Source organism: Vibrio sp. MED222, from assembly GCF_000153005.1.
Lineage (GTDB): Bacteria > Pseudomonadota > Gammaproteobacteria > Enterobacterales > Vibrionaceae > Vibrio > Vibrio tasmaniensis_A.
Window position 1 is genome coordinate 114,621 of record NZ_CH902610.1, and the last position, 21,009, is coordinate 135,629.

At 44.7% G+C, this 21,009-nt stretch carries 13 protein-coding genes, 2 tRNA genes, 2 rRNA genes and 2 other annotated features; of the genes, 12 read left to right on the top strand and 5 right to left on the bottom strand.

Features of this window, described 5'->3' with window-relative positions:
* Nucleotides 1-426: a sequence feature (16S ribosomal RNA rRNA prediction is too short), on the top strand.
* A 13-nt stretch (nucleotides 427-439) separates the two neighbouring features.
* Nucleotides 440-574, top strand: a sequence feature (16S ribosomal RNA rRNA prediction is too short).
* Between the two features lie 91 nt (nucleotides 575-665).
* From MED222_RS03970 to MED222_RS03945, 6 genes are all read left to right on the top strand, one after another.
* A tRNA-Ala gene (locus MED222_RS03970) sits at nucleotides 666-741 on the top strand.
* Between the two features lie 376 nt (nucleotides 742-1,117).
* Nucleotides 1,118-4,007 (top strand): 23S ribosomal RNA (locus MED222_RS03965).
* 135 nt (nucleotides 4,008-4,142) lie between these two features.
* Nucleotides 4,143-4,258, top strand: a 5S ribosomal RNA gene (gene rrf / locus MED222_RS03960).
* Between the two features lie 67 nt (nucleotides 4,259-4,325).
* Nucleotides 4,326-4,402, top strand: a tRNA-Asp gene (locus tag MED222_RS03955).
* A 347-nt stretch (nucleotides 4,403-4,749) separates the two neighbouring features.
* Entirely contained in the window at nucleotides 4,750-5,589 is an 840-nt protein-coding gene (mepA, locus tag MED222_RS03950) for a penicillin-insensitive murein endopeptidase (protein ID WP_009848259.1), read from the top strand.
* A gap of 275 nt (nucleotides 5,590-5,864) precedes the next feature.
* On the top strand, nucleotides 5,865-6,173 hold the full coding sequence (locus MED222_RS03945) for a hypothetical protein (RefSeq protein ID WP_009848260.1): 309 nt from the start codon (nucleotides 5,865-5,867) through the stop codon (nucleotides 6,171-6,173).
* A gap of 42 nt (nucleotides 6,174-6,215) precedes the next feature.
* Here MED222_RS03945 and MED222_RS03940 read toward each other — a convergent pair whose 3' ends face one another.
* From MED222_RS03940 to rdgC, 3 genes are all read right to left on the bottom strand, one after another.
* Nucleotides 6,216-6,470, bottom strand: coding sequence for a YfhL family 4Fe-4S dicluster ferredoxin (locus tag MED222_RS03940; RefSeq protein WP_004735061.1), 255 nt, complete (start codon nucleotides 6,468-6,470; stop codon nucleotides 6,216-6,218).
* 20 nt (nucleotides 6,471-6,490) lie between these two features.
* Complete coding sequence (gene trhP, locus MED222_RS03935) at nucleotides 6,491-7,909, bottom strand: prephenate-dependent tRNA uridine(34) hydroxylase TrhP (protein WP_009848261.1); 1,419 nt, start codon at nucleotides 7,907-7,909, stop codon at nucleotides 6,491-6,493.
* A gap of 205 nt (nucleotides 7,910-8,114) precedes the next feature.
* Complete coding sequence (gene rdgC / locus MED222_RS03930; RefSeq protein ID WP_009848262.1) at nucleotides 8,115-9,029, bottom strand: recombination-associated protein RdgC; 915 nt, start codon at nucleotides 9,027-9,029, stop codon at nucleotides 8,115-8,117.
* Nucleotides 9,030-9,222: 193 nt separating this feature from the next.
* Here rdgC and phoB point away from each other — a divergent pair, with 193 nt between their 5' ends.
* The 3 genes from phoB to MED222_RS03915 are packed head-to-tail and all read left to right on the top strand — an operon-like array spanning nucleotide 9,223 to nucleotide 12,218.
* Nucleotides 9,223-9,912: a phosphate regulon transcriptional regulator PhoB gene (gene phoB / locus MED222_RS03925; RefSeq protein ID WP_004735064.1), complete on the top strand. Its 690-nt coding sequence runs from the start codon at nucleotides 9,223-9,225 to the stop codon at nucleotides 9,910-9,912.
* A 33-nt stretch (nucleotides 9,913-9,945) separates the two neighbouring features.
* Nucleotides 9,946-11,244, top strand: coding sequence for a phosphate regulon sensor histidine kinase PhoR (gene phoR, locus MED222_RS03920; protein WP_009848263.1), 1,299 nt, complete (start codon nucleotides 9,946-9,948; stop codon nucleotides 11,242-11,244).
* 17 nt (nucleotides 11,245-11,261) lie between these two features.
* Entirely contained in the window at nucleotides 11,262-12,218 is a 957-nt protein-coding gene (locus tag MED222_RS03915; protein WP_009848264.1) for a PstS family phosphate ABC transporter substrate-binding protein, read from the top strand.
* Nucleotides 12,219-12,296: 78 nt separating this feature from the next.
* On the opposite strand, the gene ppx is transcribed toward MED222_RS03915, so the two are convergent.
* Both ppx and ppk1 read right to left on the bottom strand, forming a co-directional pair.
* Complete coding sequence (ppx, locus tag MED222_RS03910) at nucleotides 12,297-13,808, bottom strand: exopolyphosphatase (RefSeq protein WP_009848265.1); 1,512 nt, start codon at nucleotides 13,806-13,808, stop codon at nucleotides 12,297-12,299.
* Nucleotides 13,799-15,895 (bottom strand): polyphosphate kinase 1, encoded by a 2,097-nt coding sequence (gene ppk1 / locus MED222_RS03905; protein WP_009848266.1) that lies wholly within the window; start codon nucleotides 15,893-15,895, stop codon nucleotides 13,799-13,801. The genes ppx and ppk1 overlap by 10 nt, the downstream gene beginning before the upstream one ends.
* A gap of 200 nt (nucleotides 15,896-16,095) precedes the next feature.
* On the opposite strand from ppk1, the gene MED222_RS03900 reads away from it, so the two are divergent.
* The 3 genes from MED222_RS03900 (at nucleotide 16,096) to pstB (ending at nucleotide 20,951) form a co-directional block, all read left to right on the top strand.
* The gene (locus MED222_RS03900) at nucleotides 16,096-18,312 is read left to right on the top strand and encodes an ABC transporter permease subunit (RefSeq protein ID WP_009848267.1); all 2,217 of its coding nucleotides are present in this window, start codon (nucleotides 16,096-16,098) and stop codon (nucleotides 18,310-18,312) included.
* A 110-nt stretch (nucleotides 18,313-18,422) separates the two neighbouring features.
* Nucleotides 18,423-20,132, top strand: coding sequence for a phosphate ABC transporter permease PstA (gene pstA / locus MED222_RS03895; RefSeq protein ID WP_009848268.1), 1,710 nt, complete (start codon nucleotides 18,423-18,425; stop codon nucleotides 20,130-20,132).
* On the top strand, nucleotides 20,133-20,951 hold the full coding sequence (pstB, locus tag MED222_RS03890; RefSeq protein ID WP_009848269.1) for a phosphate ABC transporter ATP-binding protein PstB: 819 nt from the start codon (nucleotides 20,133-20,135) through the stop codon (nucleotides 20,949-20,951).
* Nucleotides 20,952-21,009: the final 58 nt, after the last annotated feature.

Here is a 21,009-nt window from a genome sequence, read left to right on the forward strand (position 1 = left end):
ATTCGATGCAACGCGAAGAACCTTACCTACTCTTGACATCCAGAGAAGCCAGTGGAGACACAGGTGTGCCTTCGGGAGCTCTGAGACAGGTGCTGCATGGCTGTCGTCAGCTCGTGTTGTGAAATGTTGGGTTAAGTCCCGCAACGAGCGCAACCCTTATCCTTGTTTGCCAGCGAGTAATGTCGGGAACTCCAGGGAGACTGCCGGTGATAAACCGGAGGAAGGTGGGGACGACGTCAAGTCATCATGGCCCTTACGAGTAGGGCTACACACGTGCTACAATGGCGCATACAGAGGGCAGCAAGCTAGCGATAGTGAGCGAATCCCAAAAAGTGCGTCGTAGTCCGGATTGGAGTCTGCAACTCGACTCCATGAAGTCGGAATCGCTAGTAATCGTGAATCAGAATGTCACGGTGAATACGTTCCCGGGCCTTGTACACACCGCCCGTCACACCATGGGAGTGGGCTGCAAAAGAAGTGGGTAGTTTAACCTTTCGGGGAGGACGCTCACCACTTTGTGGTTCATGACTGGGGTGAAGTCGTAACAAGGTAGCCCTAGGGGAACCTGGGGCTGGATCACCTCCTTATACGAAGATACTTACGATGAGTGTCCACACAGATTGATTAGGTTTAGAAAGTTTAAGAGTAGAAATACTTTTCCAGATGGGGCTATAGCTCAGCTGGGAGAGCGCCTCGCTGGCAGCGAGGAGGTCTGCGGTTCGATCCCGCATAGCTCCACCATCTTTAAGTGTTTTTCTTTGAAAATATTTAAAAATGGTTCATTAGTTTGAATCAAGCTCTTTAACAATTTGGAAAGCTGACTGATTAGCTTAATTATTTTTACTTTTTAAAAAGTAAAACAAAACGGCCAAGGCTGTGATTAAGTTAATCAAATTTAAAAGTTCTCAATGTTTATCTTTCATTAGGTAAACACAACAAACACATTCAAGTGTCTTGTATTCGAATCAAACTGAGTTTGATTCATAATTGAGTCCGGCAAACAGTTATCAAGAATTAACCCTTCTTGATGACAACCAAAAACCTTGGTTAGTTGCCATACTAGTTTGTTTTCACTTTTCAAAAGCGAAAGTAAAACAGAGACCCTTTCGGGTTGTATGGTTAAGTGACTAAGCGTACACGGTGGATGCCTTGGCAGTCAGAGGCGATGAAAGGCGTAATAACTTGCGATAAGCCCAGATTAGGTAGTAATAACCTTTTGAGTCTGGGATTCCTGAATGGGGAAACCCACTTACATAAGTAAGTATCCTGTTGTGAATACATAGCAACAGGAGGCAAACCGGGGGAACTGAAACATCTAAGTACCCCGAGGAAGAGAAATCAACCGAGATTCCGAAAGTAGCGGCGAGCGAAATTGGATTAGCCCTTAAGCTTTTAATGAGACAGATGAAGGCTCTGGAAAGTGCCGCAATAAAGGGTGATAGCCCCGTAATCGACATCTCATAATCAGTGAAAACGAGTAGGGCGGGACACGTGATATCCTGTCTGAATATGGGGGGACCATCCTCCAAGGCTAAATACTACTGACTGACCGATAGTGAACCAGTACCGTGAGGGAAAGGCGAAAAGAACCCCTGTGAGGGGAGTGAAATAGAACCTGAAACCGTGTACGTACAAGCAGTAGGAGCACCTTCGTGGTGTGACTGCGTACCTTTTGTATAATGGGTCAGCGACTTAATTTTAGTAGCAAGGTTAACCGTTTAGGGGAGCCGTAGGGAAACCGAGTCTTAACTGGGCGTACAGTTGCTAGGATTAGACCCGAAACCAGGTGATCTAGCCATGGGCAGGTTGAAGGTTGAGTAACATCAACTGGAGGACCGAACCGACTAATGTTGAAAATTAGCGGATGACTTGTGGCTAGGGGTGAAAGGCCAATCAAACCTGGAGATAGCTGGTTCTCCCCGAAAGCTATTTAGTAGCGCCTCGGACGATACTACTGGGGGTAGAGCACTGTTAAGGCTAGGGGTCATCCCGACTTACCAACCCTTTGCAAACTCCGAATACCAGTAAGTACTATCCGGGAGACACACGGCGGGTGCTAACGTCCGTCGTGGAGAGGGAAACAACCCAGACCGCCAGCTAAGGTCCCAAAGTATAGCTAAGTGGGAAACGATGTGGGAAGGCTCAGACAGCCAGGATGTTGGCTTAGAAGCAGCCATCATTTAAAGAAAGCGTAATAGCTCACTGGTCGAGTCGGCCTGCGCGGAAGATGTAACGGGGCTAAGCTATACACCGAAGCTGCGGCTACGTACCTTAGGGTATGTGGGGTAGGGGAGCGTTCTGTAAGCCGTTGAAGGTGGTCTGTAAGGGCTGCTGGAGGTATCAGAAGTGCGAATGCTGACATGAGTAACGATAAAGGGAGTGAAAAACTCCCTCGCCGGAAGACCAAGGGTTCCTGTCCAACGTTAATCGGGGCAGGGTAAGTCGACTCCTAAGGCGAGGCCGAAAGGCGTAGTCGATGGGAAACGGGTTAATATTCCCGTACTTCTTACAATTGCGATGGGGGGACGGAGAAGGCTAGGTGGGCCTGGCGACGGTTGTCCAGGTTCAAGTACGTAGGCGGAAAGTTTAGGTAAATCCGGACTTTCATTAACGCTGAGATACGATGTCGAGCTACTACGGTAGTGAAGTCATTGATGCCATGCTTCCAGGAAAAGCCTCTAAGCTTCAGATTGTAAGGAATCGTACCCCAAACCGACACAGGTGGTCGGGTAGAGAATACCAAGGCGCTTGAGAGAACTCGGGTGAAGGAACTAGGCAAAATGGTACCGTAACTTCGGGAGAAGGTACGCTCTTATCAGTGAAGTCCCTTGCGGATGGAGCAGACGAGAGTCGCAGATACCAGGTGGCTGCAACTGTTTATTAAAAACACAGCACTGTGCAAAATCGTAAGATGACGTATACGGTGTGACGCCTGCCCGGTGCCGGAAGGTTAATTGATGGGGTTAGACTTCGGTCGAAGCTCTTGATCGAAGCCCCGGTAAACGGCGGCCGTAACTATAACGGTCCTAAGGTAGCGAAATTCCTTGTCGGGTAAGTTCCGACCTGCACGAATGGCGTAATGATGGCCACGCTGTCTCCACCCGAGACTCAGTGAAATTGAAATCGCTGTGAAGATGCAGTGTACCCGCGGCTAGACGGAAAGACCCCGTGAACCTTTACTACAGCTTGGCACTGAACATTGAACCTACATGTGTAGGATAGGTGGGAGACTATGAAATTGCGTCGCTAGATGTGATGGAGTCGTCCTTGAAATACCACCCTTGTAGTTTTGATGTTCTAACGTTGGTCCCTGAATCGGGATTACGGACAGTGCCTGGTGGGTAGTTTGACTGGGGCGGTCTCCTCCCAAAGAGTAACGGAGGAGCACGAAGGTGGGCTAAACACGGTTGGACATCGTGTGGTTAGTGCAATGGCATAAGCCCGCTTGACTGCGAGAATGACAATTCGAGCAGGTGCGAAAGCAGGTCATAGTGATCCGGTGGTTCTGAATGGAAGGGCCATCGCTCAACGGATAAAAGGTACTCCGGGGATAACAGGCTGATACCGCCCAAGAGTTCATATCGACGGCGGTGTTTGGCACCTCGATGTCGGCTCATCACATCCTGGGGCTGAAGTCGGTCCCAAGGGTATGGCTGTTCGCCATTTAAAGTGGTACGCGAGCTGGGTTTAGAACGTCGTGAGACAGTTCGGTCCCTATCTGCCGTGGGCGTTGGAAAATTGAAAGGGGCTGCTCCTAGTACGAGAGGACCGGAGTGGACGAACCTCTGGTGTTCGGGTTGTCATGCCAATGGCATTGCCCGGTAGCTAAGTTCGGAATCGATAACCGCTGAAAGCATCTAAGCGGGAAGCGAGCCTTGAGATGAGTTTTCCCTGGCACTATAAGTGTCCTAAAGGGTTGTCGTAGACTACGACGTTGATAGGCAGGGTGTGTAAGTGCTGCGAGGCATTGAGCTAACCTGTACTAATTGCCCGTGAGGCTTAACCATACAACACCCAAGGGGTTTTGTGGACTCAAAGAAATACCAAACGCTTGAATGAGTTTGATGAGAGACTTTTAAATCAGTTTTCCAGATTATTTTGCCTTCAGTTTTTAAAAAAACTGAAAGTAAAAGCAAAATTTGCTTGGCGACCATAGCATTGTGGACCCACCTGATTCCATGCCGAACTCAGAAGTGAAACACAATAGCGCCGATGGTAGTGTGGGGCTTCCCCATGTGAGAGTAGGACATCGCCAGGCTTTAAATTAAATCTTTAGGTTGACCAACCTGGAGATATGGACGCTCACTTAGTGAGTTGACCACTGCGGAGTGGTAGTTCAGTTGGTTAGAATACCGGCCTGTCACGCCGGGGGTCGCGGGTTCGAGTCCCGTCCACTCCGCCACTTATAAGACAAAGCCCTAACAGAAATGTTAGGGCTTTTTCGTGTCTAGTGTTTTGGTTTGCGACCAACGAGTCCCGGTGCCTGCAACCCCAGCCGTTCCGCCATTTATTAGAAAGCCTAGTCTTATGACTAGGCTTTCGTCGTTTCAGGGCTGTGAGTTTTTGTCTTCGACTACGATAATATCGCTACAGATTGAGAAGATTCGCTAGGAATAGTGAAGCTTTTTCACTTAAATATCTAAAGTCAGTAGATAACTCTCAAGCTATCCCAAAAATATCACTCTCGACATACACCAATTCCCTAATGACGACTAGTATAAAAACAGTGATCGTTTATTTGGAATTGTTATGAGGTTATTTTGTACATTGGCTCTTATCTTTTGTTCGTTTGTTGTATCTGCAACCTCGTGGGAAAAAGAGAAAAGCCCAACAAGAAATTCAACCTCATCCATAGGTAGTTACGCTAATGGTTGTCTTGACGGGGCGCAAGCTTTGCCAATTAATGGGCAAGGTTATCAGGTGATCCGCCCTCAGAGAGAGCGCTATTATGGCCACACAGAGTCAATTCAGTTTATTGAAAGGCTAGGTTTAACTACAAGCAAACAACTCAACACAAATCTATTGGTGGGTGATATTTCGCTACCTAGAGGTGGACGCTTCTCATCTGGCCATTCAAGCCACCAGACTGGGTTGGATATTGATATATGGTTAAGGCTCACTGATGAGAGACTTTCCGAGAATGAACTTGCTGTTCCTAAGCCAATAAGTGTAGTCGACCTTACCAACTACAAATTACGTAAATCAAATTGGACCGATGATCATTTTCAAGTGATTCGCTATGCAGCCAAAGATGAAAAAGTGGTACGAATCTTCGTCCATCCTGTCATTAAACAAACTCTTTGTGACCAAGAAAACTCTGATGCCAATGGGAGAGCTTGGTTAGGAAAAATCAGACCTTGGTGGGGACATCATTCTCATTTTCATGTTCGTTTAAAATGTCCTAAAGGTAGTTCTAACTGCATCGCTCAAGCAAACCCGCCAAAAGGTGATGGTTGTGGAGATGAACTTGCCAGTTGGGCTCCGCAGACCATTCCAGTTCCTCCACCTAAAAAAGTCGCTAAAAGTAAGAAAAAAAAGAAAGTTAAAGTAATGCCGAGTCAGTGTTTGGCCTTGATATCTAATAAGTAATCGCATCTATCGAGGTTAATTACAGTGGAAATGCCACTGACTTTCTCGTCTCTGAAACTGGAGAAATGTCACACTTTTGTCTAGAGTTTATAAACACGTAATTAAGAACATCGTTTGATATCAAAACAAACGGATAACGACAATAGCAAAAACAACGATGAATTTGATAATGCTTAGTCAGGGATGGCGTGTTTCTTGGGTGAAAGATGCGGCTTATGTGCAGTATATGAAAATCAGAGTCTGATACCCGTCTATAAAAATTCAAGGATAAGACAATGACTATGATTTGCGCGAAGGAATTTTCAGAATGGTTAAGACATAGGTTCAACGCTGAAAGCTCGGGTATTTCTATTTCAAGAGCTGATATCAATCAGCTAACAGGCAGACAACGTTTAGATCCTAGCTTCGTAAATGATGTTCACTATGAGTTAATGCAGTATGGAATGGCATTTGTGACTGATACCAGTAGAGAAAACTTCTATCTTGTTCCGATAGCTCAATCAATAAACTGGCGAGAGCGACTCGAATATCAATTTGAGAAAGAGATGTTCTGTAACATATATCCCATTGAAAAGTCGGGTTAAAAAAAAGGTTCAACTTGATGATTAAGTTGAACCTTTTATCTTTTAGGTCAAGCCTTGAATGATGACAAACTTTTCTAATAATTCGTCGTCAGTTTCAATATGGTTCGGGTCAGTAATGATACATTTTGTGATCGGACATACTGACTGACATGTTGGCTTCTCATAGTGACCTTTACACTCAGTACATAAATCAGGATCGATTTCGAAGATACTGTCACCCATAGTGATTGCACCATTTGGGCATTCTGGGTCACACATATCGCAGTTTATGCACTTGTCAGTTATTAGTAGAGCCATTTATCTTTCCCAAGTAACCGTTATTTACCTGAAGCGTTACGTGTATCTTGGCCTTCGCTCAAGTTACGCATTAGCAAGCCATACTCTAGATCGAGATCTGCTGGCACAGGAATAAATACGAAGTGACCGTTACCTTTTGCGTCGTCTACCGCTTCAGATTTACGGTTTTCCATCACTTCTAGTTTGAAAACAACGTTACCTTTAGGTGTCATCATTTCTAAGCTGTCGCCAACTAAGAATTTGTTTTTTACTTCTACTTCAGCTAGGTCGCCACGGCGTTTACCTGTGAATTCACCAACAAACTGTTGAGTATCAGAGATTGAGTAACCGTATTCGTAGTTTTGGTATGAATCGTGAGTGTGACGACGTAGGAAGCCTTCAGTGTAGCCTCGGTGAGCTAGGCTCTCTAGCGTACCCATTAGGCTCTCATCAAATGGCTTACCTGCAACAGCATCATCGATAGCTTTACGGTAAACCTGTGCTGTACGTGCACAGTAGTAGAAAGACTTAGTACGCCCTTCAATCTTCAATGAATGAACACCCATCTTCGTTAGGCGCTCAACGTGTTGGATTGCGCGAAGATCTTTCGAGTTCATGATGTAAGTACCATGCTCATCTTCAAACGCCGCCATTTTCTCTTCAGGTTTGTGCGATTCAGAAAGTAAAACGACTTCATCAGTTGGCTTACCAAGGCCTAGTGTGTTGTCAGGGCGCTCGTCTTGAACTTCAATACCTTGAGTTTCTACTTCTTGAATAGCAACGCCGGTAGGGTTAGCTTCAACGATCTGACCGTTTTCGTCTTCTTTCGCAGCTTCTGTCTTGTATTCCCAACGACAAGCGTTAGTACAAGTACCTTGGTTTGGATCGCGTTTGTTCATGTAGCCAGAAAGTAGGCAACGACCAGAGTAAGCCATGCATAGAGCACCGTGAACAAAGATTTCTAGCTCTGTTTCTGGGCAGTGTTCGCGAATCTCTTCGATCTCTTCAAGAGATAGCTCACGAGATAGGATCACACGCTCAACGCCTTGAGTTGACCAGAACTTAACGGTCGCCCAGTTTACTGCGTTTGCTTGAACTGAAAGGTGGATCGGCATTTCAGGGAATGATTCACGTACCATCATGATAAGACCTGGGTCTGACATGATAAGTGCGTCTGGGCCCATCTCAACAACTGGTTTAAGGTCGCGAATGAATGTTTTTAATTTAGAGTTGTGTGGCTGAATGTTACATACAACATATAACTTTTTGCCTTGAGCATGAGCTTCATCGATACCGATTTGTAGGTTTTCGTGATTGAACTCGTTGTTACGAACACGAAGGCTGTAACGTGGCTGGCCTGCGTATACTGCATCTGCGCCATAGGCGAACGCGTAACGCATGTTTTTAAGGCTTCCTGCCGGTGATAATAGTTCAGGTACAAATGGTTTCTGTGTAGTCATTGCTTCGTTCTCTAATCTGATCTCAAGTCAGGTTGATACCACCAAGTGATATCAAAGGGGCGCAAATTTTACGCTAAAATGAGTTTGGTTGATAGCCCTAAAGATAACAATGGTATTAAGAAGCGAGCTGATAGGTATTGATAAGCGGGAGTGGGAAAGAAATAAGCTCAGATATCGTCGATACCTGAGCTTCAAATCGGAACAATTAAGCGTTAGGTTGAGTTAACCCGCCTAATGATTCAAATAGGTTTGGTAGGAAAACACTGAACTCACCACAAAGTAGAGAGAAGTCTGCATCAAAACGTGCAGCTTGATCTTCACGAGGAATATCGTCGTTCTCATCTTTTAGTTCATCACTGAATTTTAGACGCTTGATGCTGCCATCTTCAGCAAGAATGAACTCAATGCGATCTTGCCAGTTGATCAGAAGCTTAGTCACAACTTTGTTGGCTTCAATGTGGTTCTTAATCTCATCAGCTTCTAGTTCTTGTTTCTTAACTCGAACAATACCGCCGTCTTCTTGGATTGATTTAAGCTCAGCTTCATCAAGCATGGTGATGCCTTTAGGCGTATCACCTGACTTAACCCATTCCGTTAACGTTGTTTCAATCGCTTGCTCTGGAATAGCTGGCACTACTGGCAAGCTACCCATTGTTTTACGTAGTAATGCTAGTACGTCTTCTGCTTTTTTGTAGCTGCTAGCATCAACAACAATAAAGCCTTCTTTCGGCATGATCAGCGCGTAAGTGAAGTTACTGCGGCTGAAAGCACGAGGAAGAAGATCGATGATGATGTCTTCTTTTAGGCTGTCTTTCTCTTTCTTTTTCAGAGGAGTACCAGACTCTGCTTCAAGCGTTTCTACTTTTGCATTCAATGAATCTTTGATCACAGAAGCTGGAAGCATTTTCTCTTCTTTCTTTGCACAGATGAGAATGCGGTTTTCTGATACGTGCGTCATCATATCGCCGTGTCTACCCATCGCGTTTACCCAACCAAATTTCTGTTTGTCTTGGCTACCACAAGGGGTAAAACGGAACTCTTCAAGTTGTTTCTCTAGCTGATCTGCGTTGAAGTCTATATCACGATTAAAGCGATAGACGAGGCAATTCTTAAACCACATAAATATTTCTCATACCTTTATCTGAAGACGCTCATCATAGGAGATTTCGATCCATTTGTCTTATACCTGCAATAAAAATTAAAAGTGAAATGTTTGAGACAGTTATATGAAAATTTGTTTTCAAAGGTCACAAAAGTGTCATAATTAAACCAGATAATGCAATGCGTTGATTAAATACTAAGGCTATTCAATTATGTCGAGAAGGATTCTGGTCGTTGAAGATGAAGCACCTATTCGTGAGATGCTGTGTTTTGTACTTGAACAAAAAGGCTACCAAGCAGTAGAGGCTGAAGATTACGATACAGCGGTAAACAAGCTATGTGAACCTTTCCCAGATCTAGTATTACTAGATTGGATGCTACCTGGTGGTAGCGGGATAAACTTTATCAAGCACATGAAGCGTGAAGAGTTAACTCGCAACATCCCAGTGGTGATGCTGACGGCTCGTGGCGAAGAAGAAGATAAGGTGCGTGGTTTAGAAGTGGGCGCTGATGATTACATCACCAAGCCATTTTCACCAAAAGAGCTCGTTGCTCGCCTGAAAGCGGTTATCCGCCGTGTAACGCCTACTGCACTAGAAGATGTGATTGATGTACAAGGCCTTAAGCTAGACCCTGTATCTCACCGCGTTACCGCAAGTGAAGGTCCAGTTGATATGGGCCCAACCGAATTCAAAATGCTGCATTTTTTTATGACTCACCAAGAGCGAGTATACAGTCGAGAGCAACTGCTCAATAACGTTTGGGGTACCAACGTTTACGTTGAAGATCGTACGGTTGATGTTCATATTCGACGTTTACGCAAAGCACTTGAATCTGCTGGTCATGACAAATTAATTCAAACGGTTCGCGGCGCAGGCTACCGTTTTTCTACAAAGGCTTAACGTGGCTTCACTGCCCAGTTTATGGAGTCCTGAATGGTTGAGAAGTTAACCTGGAAAAAGCTGGCTTGGGAGCTGGCTTTTTTTTACGCACCTTGGATTATAGTCGGATGGATATTCGGTTATTTACCTTGGTTATTGCTGGCTGCAACAGTATTACAGTTAGCATGGCATCTACACTATCAAATGCGTTTGTCTGCTTGGTTGTGGGATGAAAAGCGGTTAACACCCCCTTCAGGTTCTGGAAACTGGGAGTCTCTGTTTAATGGTATCTATCGTATGCAGCAGAGACAGCGTCGTAAGCGCAAAGAATTGACCAACCTTATCCGCCGTTTCAGAAACGGTGCTGAATCCCTTCCCGATGCCGTTGTGGTGTTTCGCGGTGAAGGCAATATTGTTTGGTGCAACAAGCTTGCTCAGTATTTACTGGGTTTTCGCTGGCCAGACGATTCAGGCCAACCCATCTCTAACTTGATCCGCACGCCGGACTTCATCAAGTACCTTAATAAACAAGATTTCTCAGAGCCGTTAGAGATGCCTTCGCCACTTAATGTGGAGCGCATGCTTGAGCTTCGTATCGTACCGTATACCGAGGGCGAACACCTCATGGTAGTACGTGATGTTACTCAGCTAAAACAGCTAGAAGGCATGCGTCGTAACTTTTTCGCTAACGTTTCTCACGAGCTACGCACTCCAATGACCGTACTTCAGGGCTATCTTGAAATGACGGAAGATCCAGACATGGTCGTTGGACCTATGTGGCCTAAGGCTCATGGTGTGATGACTGAGCAGTTAAATCGTATGAACAGTTTGGTCAATCAGCTTCTTACTCTTTCTAAGATAGAAGCGGCGCCAATGCATGAATTGGATGAAGTGGTGAATGTTCCGGCGATGTTGGAAGTTCTTGAAAAAGAAGCCGCTAGTCTCAGTGGAGAGCGAGAACACAAGCTGAAATTTGATATCGATAAGAGTTTACGCGTATTAGCGGATGAAGATCAGCTGAGAAGTGCAATATCGAATCTGGTTTACAATGCAGTGAAATACACGCCGCCTGGTGCGACCGTAAAGGTTCGTTGGTACCAAACCAGTCAAGGCGCGTGTTTGGATGTGTCAGACACTGGAGACGGTATCGAACCACAACACTTGCATCGACTTACGGAGCGTTTCTATCGTGTTGATAAAGCACGCTCACGCGATACTGGGGGCAGTGGCTTAGGGTTAGCGATTGTTAAACATGCGCTTAGTCACCATGATTCACATTTAGAAATTCAAAGTGAAGTGGGTGTTGGTAGCCGATTCCATTTCACGCTGCCTAGCCGATTGACAGTGTCATGAGTTCCTTAATACGCCGGATGCGTTTCCCCATCAGTTCATTATTAGCATTAGCTTTGGTTACCCCTGTTCATGCCGAGCAAAGTGTCGATTCTCTTCCTGATTATTCTAAGGTTCCGGGTATTTCTGGCAGCTTGTTGTCTGTCGGTTCCGATACCTTAGCGGGAATGACAACGTTATGGGTTGAAGAGTTTAAGTCTTACTACCCGAACGTGAATGCTCAAGTTCAGGCTTCTGGTTCATCCACTGCACCTCCTGCATTAACGGAAGGTACTGCTCACCTTGGGCCTATGAGTCGTCCAATGCGCCTACGAGAAGTGGAAGCGTTCGAAAGGGAGCATGGCTATAAGCCGACGGCGCTTCGAGTTGCTATCGATGCGATTGGTCTTTTTGTGCATCGTGATAACTCTATCGAGGGACTTAATTTTCGCGAAATTGACAGCATATTTTCAGAGACATTGCGCTGTGGCGCGACTAAGCCGCTAAACAATTGGCAAGATTTAGGTATCAGCCAGCCGTGGGCAAAACATAGATTCCAACTGTTCGGTCGTAATTCCGTTTCGGGAACCTACGGCTACTTCAAACAAAACGCATTATGTAGTGGCGACTTCAAGAACCGAGTCAATGAACAGCCAGGATCTGCGTCGGTTGTACAGTCGGTCGCTTCATCAATCAGCGGGATAGGGTACTCAGGTATTGGTTATCGAGTGGCTGGTGTTAAGTTAATTCCTATTGCTGAGCATGGTTCTGATTACGTAGAGCCTACTCGAGCGAATATTTTAAGCGGAGATTACCCTCTATCGCGCTTTCTCTATGTATATGTGAATAAACACCCAGATAAACCGCTTTCTCCTGTAGAGAGAGAGTTCCTCACTTTTGTATTCTCGAAGCAAGGGCAAGAACTGGTAGAGAAAGATGGCTATTTAGCGATACCGCCTGAGTTCGCAGAGCAAGAGTTGGCAAAAGTCGGGCTCTGATTGAGGCTAACACAAACTTAGAAAACAAACGTATGAACAGCTTGCTAAGTCGCAGGCTGTTTTTATTTTGACTGTTCGTTATTCTATCTTTAACGACCATCCAGCATTTTGCCAACGTTGTTGTTCTTCTTTGAGTTCATATTCAAGCAGTTGGTTTTGGGCCAACCAATCGCTGTTAGATCCTTTCAATCCCCAGTTATCCTCTTGTTCAATCGTTAGAGTCGTGTCTGGGACTAGTGCTTGATTTCTCTGACGATTGAGTAAGATAGCGAGTCTTAATATGCGAATTAGTAGCGTTATTTGTTGTGGAGAAAATAGAGACAGTTCCGGCAAGTCTTGCCGCTTAATCGCTTTTCTTTGGTGGCGAACCAATGTCGAGATAAGACGTTGTTGCTCAGTATTGAAACCGGGCATTGTCGTGTGCTTAAGCAGATAAGCCGAATGGCGGTGATAGCCTTGGAATGCGATGCTTTGCCCTACCTCATGAAGTAGTGCAGCCCAACCAACTAGATCATACAGCTCATTAGTGACCATAGTCGTTACTTGAGGCTGCACTTGTTTCAGTAATGCAAGGGCGAGTTCTTTGACTCTCTGGCCATGAGCTAAGTCAACATGGTATCGAGAGACGAGCGTTTCGGCAGTTCTTGTTCGAACATCAATATCTTTAAACCTATCCTCCATGTCATAAAGAACGCCTTCTCTCAGGGCGCCATCAGAAAAATGTAACTCCTTTATGTCTAGCGTATCCATGGCTGCTGAAAGAATGATGACGCCAGCAGCAAACACCGGCTTTCTCTCATCACTTAAACCTGAAAGGTCTAAGGTTTTGGATGATGAAAACTCACATAAGTGATTTTTCAAATAGGACAGACGTTGCGGCGTAATGAGACCATCGGTAAAGCCTAAACCAATGAGTACCTCTTTTATTGACTTAGTCGTCCCTGATGAGCCAAAGGCGATTTCCCAAGGCGCCTTTGTATATTCTTCAATCAATGGCATCAATAGACGAGTAGCCGCGGTATAAGCATCTGAGAAGTGTTGTGAGGTTAGCTCTCCGTCAGCAAAGAAGTGTTGAGTGAAGCTGACGCATCCCATAGGTAAACTGCGCATAATTAGGGGCGTAAAGCCTTGCCCTGCGACGAGTTCCGTACTCCCTCCACCGATATCAATAACCAATTTAGATTCAGAAGCGGTTTGAGTGTGTTCTACACCGTTATAGATTATTCGAGCTTCTTCTTGACCTGAAATGATCTCTATTGGAAAAGGAAACAGTGGTTTGGCTTGCTCTAAGAAGTCTTGAGCGTTTTTGGCTTTTCTTAGGGTATGAGTCGCAACAACTCTTACATCATCAAGTTCAAAATCCGCTAGTCGTTCTGCGAACACTTTGAGGCACTCCAAGCCTCGCTCGATAGCACTTTCGGATAAGAAGTTAAACTCATCCAACCCATCACCTAATCTCACTTTCTGTTTGTGTCTGCTGACTAATTGCAGGTGTTGTTCGAATACTCGGGCAACCACCATATGAAAACTGTTCGAACCCAAGTCGATAGCGGCAATACATCGAGAATGTTTGTTATCAATTAGCGGCATGATTTCTTCTCTTGTTTGTACTTCTTGCGAGCAAGTTTCTCCATACGTTTAATATAGTGGTAAGTGGAGAGTTGTGACGTCGGGTAATCGAGTGGGTTTGTTGGAGCTTGTATGTAAGGATTGCTCATCGATTGGTCTAGCACTCGAGCTTTGTTGCTGTCATCGAAATGAAACTCGGTGATATCGATAATGGTTTGCTTGATCTTTGGATCTAAAATTGGAGTGGCGACTTCGATGCGGTGATCGAAGTTTCGTGTCATCCAGTCGGCAGAGGAGATATAGACTTTTGGATTACCAGCGTTACCAAAGATCATCACTCTTGGGTGTTCGAGAAAACGATCGACCACACTAACAATCTCAATCTGCTCACTGATGTTGGAGACTCCCGGTACGAGAGAGCACATACCACGAATGACCATTCTCACTTTTACATTGGCTTGGCTGGCCTGATAGAGCTTCTCAATGATCTCTCGGTCGACCAAATTGTTGAGTTTTAGAGTGATGCTTGCAGGCTTGCTCTCTATCGCGTTTTGTATTTCATTATCTATCAACTGATACAGGCGTTTTCTTGTATTCTTTGGTGACACAATCAGTTGTTTGAACTGTGATTTTTGATAAGGGTTTTCAATATACTTAAAGACTTGTCTCACCTCTTGGGTCAAATCTTCATTCGCAGTGAGCAGAGAAAAATCGGTATACACGCGCGCTGTTACTTCATGAAAGTTACCGGTGCCAATATGAGCGTAATGCGCCGTATGCTTGCCTTCTTTCCGTTTAATGAGCAGAAGCTTAGAGTGAATTTTCAAACTTGGGATGCCATGGATGACTTTTATACCGGCTTCTTGAAGTTTCTTGGTCCACTGAATATTGGCTTGTTCATCAAAGCGGGCTTGTAGCTCAACGACGACAGTTACTTTCTTACCATTGTGTGCAGCATCGATGATCGAGCTAAGGAGCTTTGAGCCTTCTGCAACACGGTAAACGTTTATTTTTATGGAGGTTACCTTCGGGTCAAAGGAGGCTTGCCTCACGAGTTCAGTGATGTGATTAAAGGTGTGATAAGGGTAATGCAACAAGATGTCACGAGCTTTGATCGCTTCGAAATAGTTTGGGTAGTGGCTGAAATGCGCACACTTAATCGCGGGAAGTGGGCGATTAACTAAATCACGCCTATTAAGGCTTGGAAATTCGCAGAAATGCTTGAAGTTATGATAGCGACCACCCGCAATGACACTGTCATAGTCAGACAGCTTAAGTCTGACTTGCAAGAAATTGAGCATTTCAGCTGGCATTTCTGACTCATAGATAAGGCGTATCGGTAGTGCCGTTAAGCGCTGTTCTAAACCTAAAGACATCGATTCTAATAGGTTACTTTCATTGTTCTCTTGAAGATCATAATCGGCATCACGCGTCATTTTTATCGCAAAACAACGTAATGAGTCATACTCAAAGAATCCTTTAAGCAAGTCATCTAAACAAAATCGAACTATATTATCTAACAAGATCAAAGTTGTACGCTGTGAACCAGAAGTGTCTGGTAACTTAACAAACCGAGGGAGGGCTTCTGATGGGATTTCGAGTAAGACATATTGAGAAGATGTCTCTCGCTCAATGTCGATGGCTAAGTAACTTTGCTCGTCTTTGATAATATTGAGCAACTGGCTATCTTCGTTCAAGAGAAACGGAGTTAAATGTGGCAGCACTTTTTTCTTAAAGTACTTTTTGATCCACTCACTCTGTTCTTCGCTGATTTGTTGTTCGTTGACCAGAAAAATACGATTGCGTGCCAGTTCCAATAGTAAGTCGCTATACAGCTCATGGAATTGAGCGTCGAGCTTACTTGCTTGGCTCTGCATTTGAGTTAGCAGGGTTTTCTGCGAGTTGGCAGGTAATTGAGGATCTTGAAGTAAGATCTTTCGTTTCACATCAGCAAATCGGACTTTGTAAAACTCATCGAGGTTTTTCGAGTAAATACCTAAAAAACGAACTCTTTCGATTAAGGGGACTGATTTGTCGGCTGCTTCTTGGAGCACTCTTTCGTTGAAGGATAACCAGCTAAGTTCTTTTGTGACATAGTCTTTTTCCATCGAGATGATAATCCTTGAGTGCTGGCTATAGAGCTGGTTACTTTAATTTAGAATGACAAGATTCACAAAATCTATGATCTTACTTTAAGAAATATGGTCAACAAACTTGTTATTAGTTTCAGTTGTTTAACGTAACTTGTAATATAATTGTCATCTAACGTACATATTATGTCAGTAGCTAAAAAAAGGTAGATAAACAGATGGCTTCAGCCCAATTTTCATTGAAAGAGCGCGACAAAAAAAGATGGTTGAAAGATCGTCTCGTCCGTTTTTCGGTGACATGTGGCGCGGTCAGTGTTCTAGCTGCTCTGGTGCTGATCTTTGTTTACTTGGCGATGGTCATTTTACCGGTATTTTCTGATACTGGTTTAGATACTGACCAAGCCGTGAAGACCGTAGCCATAGAAAAGCCTATCGCCTTATCCGTGGATGAATACGGTCAGCATGCGTTTACTATCGAAAAATCCGGCTTGGTGCAGTTTTGGGATTTAGAGTCTCAAAATACACATTCTTACTTTGAGCGTAATGTTTTAGCTAACCCCATCGCTTTTTCTCGAAATACCCCATCTGAAAACTGGTTTGCCTTTGCTGATAGCGCAAGCAACCTTACTTTTTTCTACCCTGAGTATAGTGCGCCTGTGCTGCAAAAGGGCAGTGAAGCCGAACCTAAAATTGAGCAAATCGATCTCCCGGAACCGTTTTTAAATGATGAATCATCAAACGGAACAACAATCGAAAAATTTGCGTTCTCTAAGAATGGACGTGGTATCACGGTTGCCGCTCAGCTAAGCGATCAACGAGTTTTGGTTAAGTGGTACCAGAGTGATCTTACTGGTCAGTATGTTTTTCAGAAGAGTCAATGGCTGTCGGATAAGTTGGGTTTACAGCAACAGTTGTTAGTCACGCCTGATGGCCAAACTTTATATCTTCGAGCACAATCGGATTTAGTTGTATTGAAGTTATCCGATAGCGGCTTCAATGTTCGTGAAGTGATTGATCTTAGCTTAAATGATGCGAAGCACTCGGTGAAAAGTATCGATTTACTGTCTGGAGCTTATTCACTGTTGGTTACGCATGAGGACGGACAGGTTTCTCAGTGGTTCGATGTACTCAAAGATGAAAAGCGTAGCCTGACCCATATTCGCGACTTCCAACTCGCCGAAGAGGTTCAGTTTATTCTGCCAGATACTTATAGAAAGGGTTTTTATAGTTTCTATCAGAATGGCACATTACAAAGCCACTATACGACCAGTGAAAAGCTGTCGCTGTTTGAGCGCGCATTTGATAAGTCACCACAATTAGCGGCTATGTCTGCTAACGAACTGCATTTGGCGACGCTGATTGATGGCACCATCAGCGTGGCTAAAGTTGATAACGAATATCCGCAAATATCATTCTCATCGCTTTGGCAAAAAGTCTGGTACGAAAGCTATCCTGAGCCACAATACGTTTGGCAATCAACGTCGGCGAACGATGACTTTGAAGAAAAATTCAGTTTAGTCCCTATCACATTCGGTACTATCAAAGCCGCTTTGTTTGCGATGATGTTTGCCGTGCCGGTTGCTGTGCTCGGAGCCATTTACACCGCATACTTCATGTCTCCACGAATGCGAAGAGTCGTGAAGCCGTCGATAGAACTGATGGAAGCTCTTCCGACCGTTATCATCGGATTCTTGGCTGGGCTTTGGTTTGCTCCCATTGTTGAAACGCATTTAACGGCCGTCTTCTCGTTAATGGTGCTATTACCACTGAGCACGCTACTGACTGGGCTTGTTTGGTTCTGTTTGCCAAAAATGGTGACGAGCCGTTTTACTAATGGTTGGCATGCTCTGATATTGATCCCGGTATTGGTGATTACTGTGATGGCAGTCTTTGCTGGTGAAAATGGTATGGAAGCCTTGTTGTTTGGTGGTGATATTCGTACCTTCTTGGCTAACTATGGCATCGACTTTGACCAACGGAATGCGCTGGTGGTTGGCTTCGCTATGGGCTTTGCTGTCATCCCGACAATTTTCACGATTGCAGAAGACGCTATTTTCTCTGTGCCAAAACATTTATCCGATGGCTCACTGGCGCTGGGCGCAACAGCGTGGCAGACCCTTATTTATGTGGTGTTATTGACGGCTAGCCCAGGTATCTTTTCTGCAATCATGATGGGGCTAGGACGAGCGGTTGGCGAGACTATGATTGTCTTGATGGCGACAGGTAACACCCCTATTCTTGACTGGAATATTTTGGAAGGGATGAGGACATTATCGGCAACAATTGCTGTCGAGTTACCAGAGTCCGAGGTGGGTGGTTCTCACTTCCGATTGTTGTTCTTAGCAGCACTCTTACTGTTTATTTTTACGTTCGCGGTGAACTCTGTCGCAGAGTGGGTTAGACAAAGACTGAGAGATAAATATCGTGCGCTGTAGTTTTAAAACTCTACCTCAATCTCTATCAATGGCTGTTCGCTGTTTGATTAGCGTATCTCACGAACTTGGCTCTTCCTTGGGTTCAGCACGTCAGAGCAAGGTCGTTCATAATGAATAAACTGAAGTCATTATTGTCTTGGATTAAATCAGGCTCTCCGTGGATATGGCTAACGGGTGGGGCGGTGAGCATCAGTATGCTTTCGGTTCTTGGCCTAATGCTGCTGATCGGCTGGAAGGGCTTAACCTATTTTTGGCCTGCTCCTTTGTACCAATGGCAAGTGGATTCCAAAGATGCATCGTTAGTTGTCGGCCTCGACGAAACGGTAGTAAAGCAAGATGTATTGATTGGCCAGTTATATGAACGAAAATACATCCCGATAGAGCAAGTCCCACAAGTACAAGACCTATTGTCGACTCAAAACCTGTCGACTGGGCTAATTCAGCGCTTAAGTATCAAAGTTGCCAACAGGGAGATTTATCCAGCGGACTTTGTTTCCATTTTGGATGTTAACTTACGTGAACCAACCACCCCACCTGACTGGGCTGTGATTGAGCGAAGTCGAGGTGGTTATTTCTTTGGTAAACCAGTGGGTTTTAAAACCACTTCTGGCACATTTGATTCGAACATAGACCAAAAGCTCGAGCAAGGCTTGGCGTTCGCTGATACGTTACGCAAAGAGACGTCGCGTGTTGTGAACCAAGAAATCCGCAATATCAGCTGGCAATTGGAAAACTTGCGTTTAGAAAAACGTAAGCTTGAACTCAATGAGTCAGTGAGCGATGAATACCTTAAAACCTATACTCAAACTAAATTGGAATTAAATCGCCAGTTGGCTGAAGCCGAAGTAAAGCTTGAGCATCTTAGAACACAGCTCAATGTCGAAAGCTTGTTGGTAGAAGATATGACAGGAGAGCAGGTTGAAATTTCGCTCAGTCATATTTTGGATTATTGGTACCCGAATAATATGTCTTATCTTGAAAAGGTTGGGCATTGGGGCAAACAAGTTTGGAAGTTCTTGTCGGAGAACCCACGAGACTCAAACTCTGAAGGCGGTGTGTTTCCTGCGATTTTTGGCACGGTACTGTTGGTTATTCTTATGTCGATTGTAGTAATGCCTCTTGGTGTGGTTGCTGCGATATATCTTCATGAATACGCAAAAAACAACGCACTAACACGTTTAATTCGTATCGCCGTAATTAACTTAGCGGGTGTACCGTCGATTGTGTATGGTGTCTTCGGCTTAGGATTCTTTGTGTATACCATCGGTGGTTCAATCGATTCTTTGTTTTACGCAGAACGGTTACCCGCTCCGACATTTGGTACGCCGGGTCTATTATGGTCCGCATTGACCTTGGCGGTATTAACATTACCCGTTGTTATTGTAACAACGGAAGAGGGCTTAACGCGTATCCCTAGCTCCGTGAGGCACGGTTCATTGGCGCTTGGCGCTACTCAATTTGAGACGCTTTGGCGCATTGTTTTACCAATGGCAAGCCCTGCGATTATCACGGGGTTGATATTGGCAATCGCGAGAGCTGCGGGGGAGGTGGCTCCATTAATGCTGGTGGGTGTTGTGAAGCTAGCATCAAGCTTACCTGTAGATGGTCAGTTCCCATATCTACACTTAGAGAGAAAGTTCATGCACTTAGGCTTCCATATCTACGATGTTGGTTTTCAAACATCTAATATCGAAGCGGCGCGCCCTTTAGTGTATGCGACTTCATTTTTACTGGTTACTGTGATTGTTGGATTGAATTTAACGGCCATCAATATCCGTAATAACTTGCGTGAAAAATACCGAACCTTAGGACAAGATTAGATGTTCTCGATTAATGAAACCTTGGGTTACCAAGCACCACTTGATGTTCACAATTTGAAGGATGAGCAAATTGCTATCTCGATTGAAGGGCTGAATCTTTATTATAAAGAGAGCCAAGCACTTGATGATATTTCAATGCAAATCCCAAAGGGACAGGTGACCGCGTTTATTGGCCCATCAGGGTGTGGTAAGTCGACTCTACTGCGCTGCATTAATCGCATGAACGATCTTGTTGAAGGTTGTAAGGTTTCCGGAAAAGTGAAGCTTCATGGCAAGAACGTCTATCACCCTAAGGTGGATGTCGCGACCTTACGACGCCGAGTCGGCATGGTGTTTCAACGTCCGAACCCTTTTCCTAAATCTATCTATGAGAATGTGGTTTATGGATTGAGGCTGCAAGGCGTGAGCAACAGCCGAGATCTTGATGATGCAGTTGAGCGCTCTCTGCGCGCCGCGGCGTTGTGGGATGAAGTCAAAGATCGTTTGCATGAGAACGCCTTTGGGTTATCGGGTGGTCAACAGCAGCGTTTAGTCATCGCTCGTGCGGTTGCCATCGAACCTGAAGTGCTGTTATTGGATGAGCCAACATCGGCACTCGATCCGATTTCTACTCTGACGATTGAAGAGCTGATCAACGATCTAAAAACACAATACACAGTGGTGATTGTTACCCACAACATGCAACAAGCCGCGCGTGTAAGTGACCATACTGCCTTTATTCATATGGGAAAATTGATCGAGTACTCAGATACTGACTCAATTTTTACGTCTCCATTGAAAAACCAGACGGAAGACTACATTACTGGTAGATATGGCTAACCTCTACAAAGGTGTCATCTAGAGCTAAGTCACTCTACAAAAATGGCTTTCTTCATTT